The sequence below is a fragment of the Arthrobacter sp. P1_H7 genome (assembly GCF_056405215.1).
This window is the reverse complement of sequence record NZ_JBFUCO010000016.1, coordinates 258,555-265,778: the sequence shown is the minus strand read 5'-3', so window position 1 is coordinate 265,778 and position 7,224 is coordinate 258,555. Positions and strand designations below refer to the sequence as shown.

The window sequence follows — 7,224 nt, the reverse complement described above, 5'->3', positions numbered from 1 at the left end:
CGCGGCCTGAACAGACATAACAAACACCTCCGAAGGCGTCGGGAGGATCCCGCGGATCAGCCCCGGGTCCTCAAGGGAATCTGATACATCCCGTCCTGGCATCTCCGGAGGTGTTTGTGAAGGACAGACTCAACTCATATCAGCTGTACCCGGGCGGAGACCGCCGGCGGTGCAAGCGGATGTGGCGAAGCTCCGGTCAAATAGCGGTTGGCCGGAGCTTCGGGTCCATTATGGGCAGTGGTTCCTGTGTATTGGCCGGGAAAAGGCTGAGCGCTAGTGGTTGAGTAATTCGCCCATGAGGGGCGCCTTGCGGACATCGTCGGTCAGGGGGCTCAGCCCCCACACGTCCTCGATGGTGTGCAGCAAGGAGTAGTGCGAGTAGGCGGCATTGGATGTGAAGCCCTTCCGCGCCGCCGGGCCGGCGAAAACCGTAGCAACCCGGTTGTCGTCTTTGCTGCCCTCATCCCACGTGAGCACGAGGAGGGAGTTCTGCGTCGTGAAGGCCGGGGATCCCAGGATTTTGGGCACTTCGCGGGCGAGCCAGTCGTCTCCGGTGCCGATGGGACAGTCGTGGGTGTCGTTGCACATGTCCGGGCTGATGAAAGAGTAGTCCGGCAGGGTGGACGGGGACTGCAGGTCCTGCCCCAGCCGGCTATACGGCACAACATGGTCCGAGCAGGAGGCCTTGTTGCCCGTCACGGCAGGGTAGTACATGAACGGATTATGTTTCACCGCATACCGGTGGGAGTCATGCGCGGCGCAGGGCGCGGGCATGCCCTCGGCGTACATTTTCCAGGTCCGTCCGGATTGGGTGATCTCATCGGCGATGGAGCGCACATCGGCGGTGCAGGAGTTCGGCTTGCAGTCGCTGGTGATCCCCGCGCTGGTTCCGCTCGTGAGGGCCAGGTAGTTGGGCAGGCTCGGGTGGGTGATGGCCCGGTAGTTTGCGGCCACTGAGAATTCCGCCGCAAGCTTGTTGAAGTAGCCCGCTTCGCTGGCACCCATGATCTGTGAGGCCGCCTTGTTCTCCTGGACGATGACCACAATGTGCGCGATCCCGCCGCTGGCCGGCCCGCCCGGCGCGGGGTGCGGGGCCGGCTGCGCGAAATACGGGGACGGCGGCGGGGTCGCGATCGGCGATTCGGTCGGTGTCTCGGCAGGCAGGGTCTCGGCCGGTGGGGACCCGGCGGTTGGGGACTGCGAGGGCGGGCCGGCCTGGAAGGGCTGCACCGGCGTGCACCCCGCCAGCAGCATCGCCAGCGCCCATCCGCCGGCCAGGGAGAGTCGGCCGATCCGCGTCATCGGTCCATGCTAGCGCCCTGTATTGGTGCGGCCAATGCTGTCGGCATTCCCGGCCTCAGGTCCGGCTCAGGTCACGGGAAGGCCCGCGCCAGGCTCAGTGCAGCTCAGTGCAGCCCAGTTCAGTTCAGTTCAGCCTAGGTCTGGGCTCGACTCCCCCGTGTCAGGTCAGGCTCCGGGATGCAGCGCACCGCGGACGGTGCCCAGCAGGGACAGGAACCGCTCGTTGTCCGGCAGGTCATCGATCAGCACCACCCCCTCGGGAGCAGCCAGCGGAATGCGCCAGTTCGGGTATTCGGTGCTGGTGCCCGGCTGGTTCTGGGTCCGGGTCTCCCCCACGGCGTCGACCAGCGCCACTCCCAGCAGTGCTGACGGGGCCAGCGCCGTGTAGGCGTACAGCGCCTCCACCGTGGTCCGCACGTCCGTGCCGGTCGCCGCCAGCAGGCCGCGTGCCCGGACCCGGGCCAGCACTGCCTCCTGCTCGGCCGCGGCCTCGGCGCGTTCTTCCGCCATGGGCCGCCGCAACAGCCCGAGCGATTCGCGCAAAGTGACGTGTTCACCGGCGAGGTAGCCCGCCGTCGGGGGCAGATCGTGGGTGTTGACGCTGGTCAGGCACTGCTCGCGGTAGTCCTCCGGCGGAATCGGGCCGTCGGCGTCGTGTTCGAACCAGAGGATCGACGTGCCGAAGATCCCCCGCTCGGCCAGGTAGCCGCGGACCCACGGCTCGAACACGCCCAGGTCCTCGCCGATCACGATCGCACCAGCCCGTTGCGCCTCGAGGGCAAGGATGCCGATGAGCGCCTCGTGGTCGTAATGCACATACGTGCCGCTCTCCGGTCCTGCGCCCTCGGGGATCCACCACAACCGGAACAGGCCGAGGATGTGGTCCACCCGGATGCCGCCGGCGTGCCCCAGGACGGTACGGAGCATGTCCCGGTAGGCGGCATAGCCGGATTCGGCGAGCCGGCCCGGATGCCACGGCGGCTGCGACCAGTTCTGGCCCAACTGGTTGAACATGTCTGGAGGTGCACCAACGCTCACGCCCCGGGCAAGAACGCCGGAGAGGGTCCAGGCGTCGGCACCGCCGGGTTTTACGCCGACGGCGAGGTCATGGACGACGCCGATCCCCATCCCCGCCTGGCGCGCCGAACGCTGTGCCGCCTCGAGCTGCTGGTCGCAGAGCCACTGCAGCCAGCTGTGGAATTCGATCCGGGCTGCCAGCCTCGGCCGCTGTTCAACACAGTAGGGCGACGCCGGGGATGCCGCCGCTCCGGTCCATTCCGGCGCCGACGGCGGCAGCTCTTCGGCGAGCGCCGACCACAGCGCAAAGTCCTTGAGTCCTTGCCCCTGCTCGGCGCAGAAGTCGGCGAACTGCCGGGTGCGGGCCGGGCCACGGCGGACCGCAAACACGAGTTCCAAGGCCGAGAGCTTCGCCGCGTAGCTGGCGTTGCGGTCCAGGAGGTCCCGGGAACGGTTGGCCGCCTGCAGGCCTTCGGCCAGGCGGGCCACTTCTGCCCGGCCGGCTGCGTCCAGGTAACCGTATTCCGGGATTTCCTCCACCCGCAGGTAGAGCGGGTTGAAAAAGCGCCGTGTGGTGGGCAGGTACGGGGAATCCTCGACCGGCGGCACTGGTTCGGCGGCATGCAACGGATTGACCAGCACGAAGCCCGCCCCCTGCTCACCGGCAACCTCGGCGAGGTCGCTGAGATCGGCGAAGTCGCCAATCCCCCAGGACCGGGAGGACCGCACGGAGTACAGCTGGGCCGTCAGTCCCCAGATGCGGCGTTCCTTGATCAGGGCCGAGGCCCGGAGCCGGCCGGGCGTAACAACCAGCGGACACTGCGCCGCGGTGCCTTCGGCGTCGGCTCTCAGGGTGTGCCAGCCGAGGCCGAGGCTGCCGGGAATGGCGAACGTGGCACGTCCGGTGAGGACGCCGTCGACGTCGACCGGCTGGTCCCAGTTCTCCCGCTGGGTCACCTCGTGGCTGCTGCCGTCCTCGGCGTCGATCCAGACGCGGACGTCGCTTCCGTGCGGGACGTGGACCTCGACGTGGGTCTCCTGCCCCTCCCTCACTACAAGGACCGGGGGCAGGATGCGCCGCCAGGGTGCCAGCCGGGACTCGGCCAGGGAGCGTTGCTGCTCCTGGGGCCCGTTGGCGGGGACCCCGAGGGCCGCCAGCACGTCCCGCAGGGTCCCGGCGGCCACGGAACGCTGCACTCCGTCCCAGCCCCAGTAGCTGGTGTCGACGCCGTAGGCTGCGGCGAGTTCGCGCAGGAGCGCGTCGGCCGTATCAGTGTCCCCGGCCCGCACGGGACTTCCCAGTGCCGCGGTGTTGCCGGTGTCTGCAGGATTATCGGGGGTTGGACGGTTCTCGGGATTTGCGGGGGTCTCGGGGTGCGTCTGGTCCACCATGCGCCCACTCTAGACGCTGCCCCCACCGCCCGCGCCCTTTCCGTGGATGTGGGAATCATCTACCAGTTCTTTGGGTCCTTCGGCGGCTCCCGGTGCGGACGGGTCCTTCGGCCCGTTTAGGCGCCGCCACAGCGACCGCGCTAGCCTTGAACCCTATGGTTGACGTCGAACGGTTCCGGATCCTCCTGCGCGAGGAACGTGACCGGAAGCTTGCCCTCCTGCCCGCTCTCCGCCGGGACATCACCTCGGTCAACGCGGCCCGCCTCGACTCCAACGTCGACGACGAACACGACCCCGAGGGCACAACGATCGCCTTCGAACTGTCCCAGGCATCCGCGCTCCTGGAACAGAGCAGGGCTTCCCTGCTGCAGATCGATGCCGCCCTTGCCCGCCTGGACGAGGGCACCTACGGAATCTGCGCTGTATGCGGCACCCCGATCCCCGGGGACCGGCTGGAAGCCAGGCCGTGGACGGCCTATTGCATCGCGCATGCCTCGGGTAGGGCATGATCCGGCCCGGCCTGCTGGGGGAACCGAACCTCGCCCTGACATGGTGGGAGCGGATCGTTGCCGGATTCACCCACGCGTCCAGCCCGCACGTGAGCAGTGCTGAGCTCGTGGCGGTGATCCTGCTGGCAGTGGCCGTCTCCCTGCCCCGCCTGTCCTGGCGCTACTTTGGCCTGCTCGCCACCGTGACCCACGAACTCGGCCACGCGTTTGCCGCCCTCACCACCGGCCAGCGGCTCGGCGGCATCCGGCTGGGCCTGGACCACTCCGGTACCACCACGACGTACAGCAGGAGCCGCCTGTCCGCCGCCTGGTCGACGTTCTGGGGTTACCCCGTGCCCGCCGTCGTCGGGGCAGCGATGGTCTGGTGCGGTTTCAACGGCTGGGGGCCGGCCGCGATGTCGGTGGGCACGCTCATCCTCCTGGCGTCCTTCCTGTTCCTCCGCAACGGCGTCGGCCTCCTCATCACCGCCGCCGCCGTGCTGGCCTCGGCGCTCCTGGTGCTCTTTGTGCCGCCCGTATTCAACGGCCACGTGATGATCGTGCTGGGCCTGGCGCTGCTGGTCGCTGCCGTCAGGGACCTCGGCAAACTGGCCAACGTCCATCTGCGGCACCGTGACAGGCTCCCGACGTCGGACGCCTACCTGCTGGCCCGGGCCACCTCCGTCCCCGCCTCGGTGTGGATTGCCCTCTTCGCCGCGGTTGTGGCCGGCGCCTGGTGGTTTGCCTGGCAGCCGATGGCGCCCGTGTTCACGGCCGCGTTCGGGCCGTTCTCTTCCCGGCCTTAGGCTGGGACCATGAGCCAGAGTACCCACACCGACGATCCGGGATTCAGCACCAAGGGCGCGTACGTGACCGGGGGCGAGGAATTCACCCGGGATACCAACTACATTGAGGACCGGATCACCCGGGACGGCGCCGCGGGCCCCCATGGCGAGCCCGGCTGGCCCGTGGAACCTGGCCGCTACCGCCTCATCGCCGCGCGTGCCTGCCCGTGGGCCAACCGCACGGTGATCGTGCGCCGGCTCCTCGGTCTGGAAGAGGTCATCTCGCTCGGCCAGCCCGGCCCCACCCACGACGCCCGGTCCTGGACGTTCGATCTCGACCCGGACGGCAGGGATCCCGTCCTCGGGATCGAGCGCATCCAGGACGCCTACTTCCGCCGCTTCCCCGGCTACCCCCGCGGGATTACCGTCCCGGCGATCGTGGACGTACCCAGCGGGCAGGTAGTCACCAACAACTTCCCCCAGATCACGCTCGACTTTTCCACGGAGTGGCCGCAGTACCACCGGGCCGGCGCGCCGGAGCTGTACCCGGAGCACCTGAGGGAAGAAATCGACGCCGTCAACAAGCGTGTCTTTACCGAGGTGAATAACGGCGTCTACCGCTGCGGCTTCGCCGGTTCCCAGAAGGCCTACGACGCCGCCTACGATCGGCTCTGGACGGCCCTGGACTGGCTCGAGGAACGCCTGGCGGGCCAACGGTACCTGGTGGGTGACACGATCACGGAGGCCGACGTCCGGCTGTTCACCACACTGGCCCGCTTCGATGCCGTGTACCACGGCCACTTCAAGTGCAACCGGCAAAAGCTCAGCGAGATGCCGGTCCTGTGGGCCTACGCGCGCGACTTGTTCCAGACGCCAGGGTTCGGTGACACCACCGACTTTGTGCAAATCAAGGAGCACTACTACATCGTGCATGAGGACATCAATCCCACCGGAGTGGTCCCCCGCGGGCCGGAACTGGGCAACTGGCTCTCGGAGCACGGCCGCGAAGCCCTCGGCGGCCGGCCGTTCGGCGACGGCACGCCTCCCGGACCCGTCCGGGCCGGCGAAGAGGTCACCCCTGGACACGGCGCAGCCTGATGTCGACGGCGGCCGTCTCGGCTGGGTTTGCCGCCCCTGATTTCACGGGTGTGCGTGAGCTCTTCGACGCCTTCCTTTCCGAGGATCCGGGCTACAGCGCGCAGCTGGCGGTCTACCACAAAGGCACCCGGGTGCTGGACCTCTGCGGCGGACCGGGATTGGCCCCTGGCGACATCACGGGCACCTACTCCTGTTCGAAGGGAGTCGCGGCCTTCGTCATCGCCCTCCTCGTCCAGGACGGCCGGCTCGACCTCGACCGCACCGTCGCGGCCTACTGGCCCGAGTTCGGCGTCCACGGCAAGGACCGGCTCACCGTGCGGCAGGCCCTTTCCCACCAGGCGGGGCTGCCCGGCGTCGTCGGCGGTATTCCCCTGGCGGAATTCACGACGCCGGCCGCTGCACGGCGTCTCGCGGCCTCGGCGCCGCTATGGCGCCCGGGCACAGCCTTCGGCTACCACGCCCTGACCATGGGGATCCTGATGGAGGAGCTCTGCCGCCGTGCCTCGGGGATGACGCTGCAGGGGCTCTACGACGAAAGCATCCGCCGCCCGTGGGGCATCGACTTCTTCCTGGGCCTGCCCGAGGACCAGGAACCGCGGTACCGCGAGGTGCTTTACGACCCTGACCCGGCCCAGCCGTGGCTGGACCCGCTCAGCCTCGACGGGCTGAACAGCAACGCGCCGGTCAGCACCATCATGGAACTGCCCAACCATCGCGTGGTGCGCGCCTCGGGCATGAGCGGCGCCGGAGGCGTGGGGTCAGCTGAAGGGCTGGCCAGGCTCTACGCCGCCGCCACGACCGGGGTGGACGGCAGCCCCGCGTTCCTGGGTCCGGCCACCATCGAGCTCATGGCCGCGGAGCAGGTCTGGGGACTTGACCGGTGCTCCGGGCAGGACAACGCCTTTGCCGTCGGGTTCATGAAACCCCAGCCGGGGCGGAACTTCGGCAGCCACCTGGCCTTCGGGCACGAGGGCGCCAGCGCGGCCCTCGGCTTCGCGGATCCCGGCTACGGCCTCGGGTTCGGGTATGTGCCCCGCCGCAGCGAGGAGGGCCGGACCGCCGGACGTGCCCAGCGGCTGTCCGCGGCAGTGCGCCAGGCCGCCCACGCCGCGTCCTGAGCGGGTAGCTGCAGGCTCCTGCGA

6 protein-coding genes are annotated in these 7,224 nt (G+C 68.9%); 4 read left to right on the top strand and 2 right to left on the bottom strand.

The features are described from left to right. Positions 1 to 273: 273 nt before the first annotated feature. A complete protein-coding gene (locus AC1DXI_RS16540; RefSeq protein WP_476939507.1) occupies positions 274 to 1,302 on the bottom strand; it encodes an alkaline phosphatase family protein in 1,029 nt (342 codons plus the stop codon). A 165-nt stretch (positions 1,303 to 1,467) separates the two neighbouring features. Beyond that, complete coding sequence (gene malQ, locus AC1DXI_RS16535) at positions 1,468 to 3,711, bottom strand: 4-alpha-glucanotransferase (RefSeq protein ID WP_476939506.1); 2,244 nt, start codon at positions 3,709 to 3,711, stop codon at positions 1,468 to 1,470. A gap of 155 nt (positions 3,712 to 3,866) precedes the next feature. Between malQ and AC1DXI_RS16530 the strand changes: the two genes are divergently transcribed. From AC1DXI_RS16530 to AC1DXI_RS16515, 4 genes are read left to right on the top strand one after another with little or no spacing between them, the layout of a single operon-like run. Beyond that, positions 3,867 to 4,220 (top strand): TraR/DksA family transcriptional regulator, encoded by a 354-nt coding sequence (locus tag AC1DXI_RS16530; protein WP_018772929.1) that lies wholly within the window; start codon positions 3,867 to 3,869, stop codon positions 4,218 to 4,220. Then, positions 4,217 to 5,005 carry a M50 family metallopeptidase gene (locus tag AC1DXI_RS16525; RefSeq protein ID WP_476939505.1) on the top strand — a complete coding sequence of 263 codons (789 nt, stop codon included), beginning with the start codon at positions 4,217 to 4,219 and terminating at the stop codon, positions 5,003 to 5,005. The genes AC1DXI_RS16530 and AC1DXI_RS16525 overlap by 4 nt, the downstream gene beginning before the upstream one ends. 9 nt (positions 5,006 to 5,014) lie before the next feature. Further along, entirely contained in the window at positions 5,015 to 6,082 is a 1,068-nt protein-coding gene (locus AC1DXI_RS16520) for a glutathione S-transferase family protein (RefSeq protein ID WP_476939504.1), read from the top strand. Further along, positions 6,082 to 7,200: a serine hydrolase domain-containing protein gene (locus AC1DXI_RS16515; protein ID WP_476939503.1), complete on the top strand. Its 1,119-nt coding sequence runs from the start codon at positions 6,082 to 6,084 to the stop codon at positions 7,198 to 7,200. The genes AC1DXI_RS16520 and AC1DXI_RS16515 overlap by 1 nt, the downstream gene beginning before the upstream one ends. Positions 7,201 to 7,224 lie beyond the last annotated feature (24 nt).

Coding starts and splice junctions, on each gene's coding strand:
- AC1DXI_RS16540 (WP_476939507.1), bottom strand. CDS start 1,302: ATGACGCGGATCGGCCGACTCTCCCTGGCCGGCGGATGGGCGCTGGCG.
- malQ (WP_476939506.1), bottom strand. CDS start 3,711: ATGGTGGACCAGACGCACCCCGAGACCCCCGCAAATCCCGAGAACCGT.
- AC1DXI_RS16530 (WP_018772929.1), top strand. CDS start 3,867: ATGGTTGACGTCGAACGGTTCCGGATCCTCCTGCGCGAGGAACGTGAC.
- AC1DXI_RS16525 (WP_476939505.1), top strand. CDS start 4,217: ATGATCCGGCCCGGCCTGCTGGGGGAACCGAACCTCGCCCTGACATGG.
- AC1DXI_RS16520 (WP_476939504.1), top strand. CDS start 5,015: ATGAGCCAGAGTACCCACACCGACGATCCGGGATTCAGCACCAAGGGC.
- AC1DXI_RS16515 (WP_476939503.1), top strand. CDS start 6,082: ATGTCGACGGCGGCCGTCTCGGCTGGGTTTGCCGCCCCTGATTTCACG.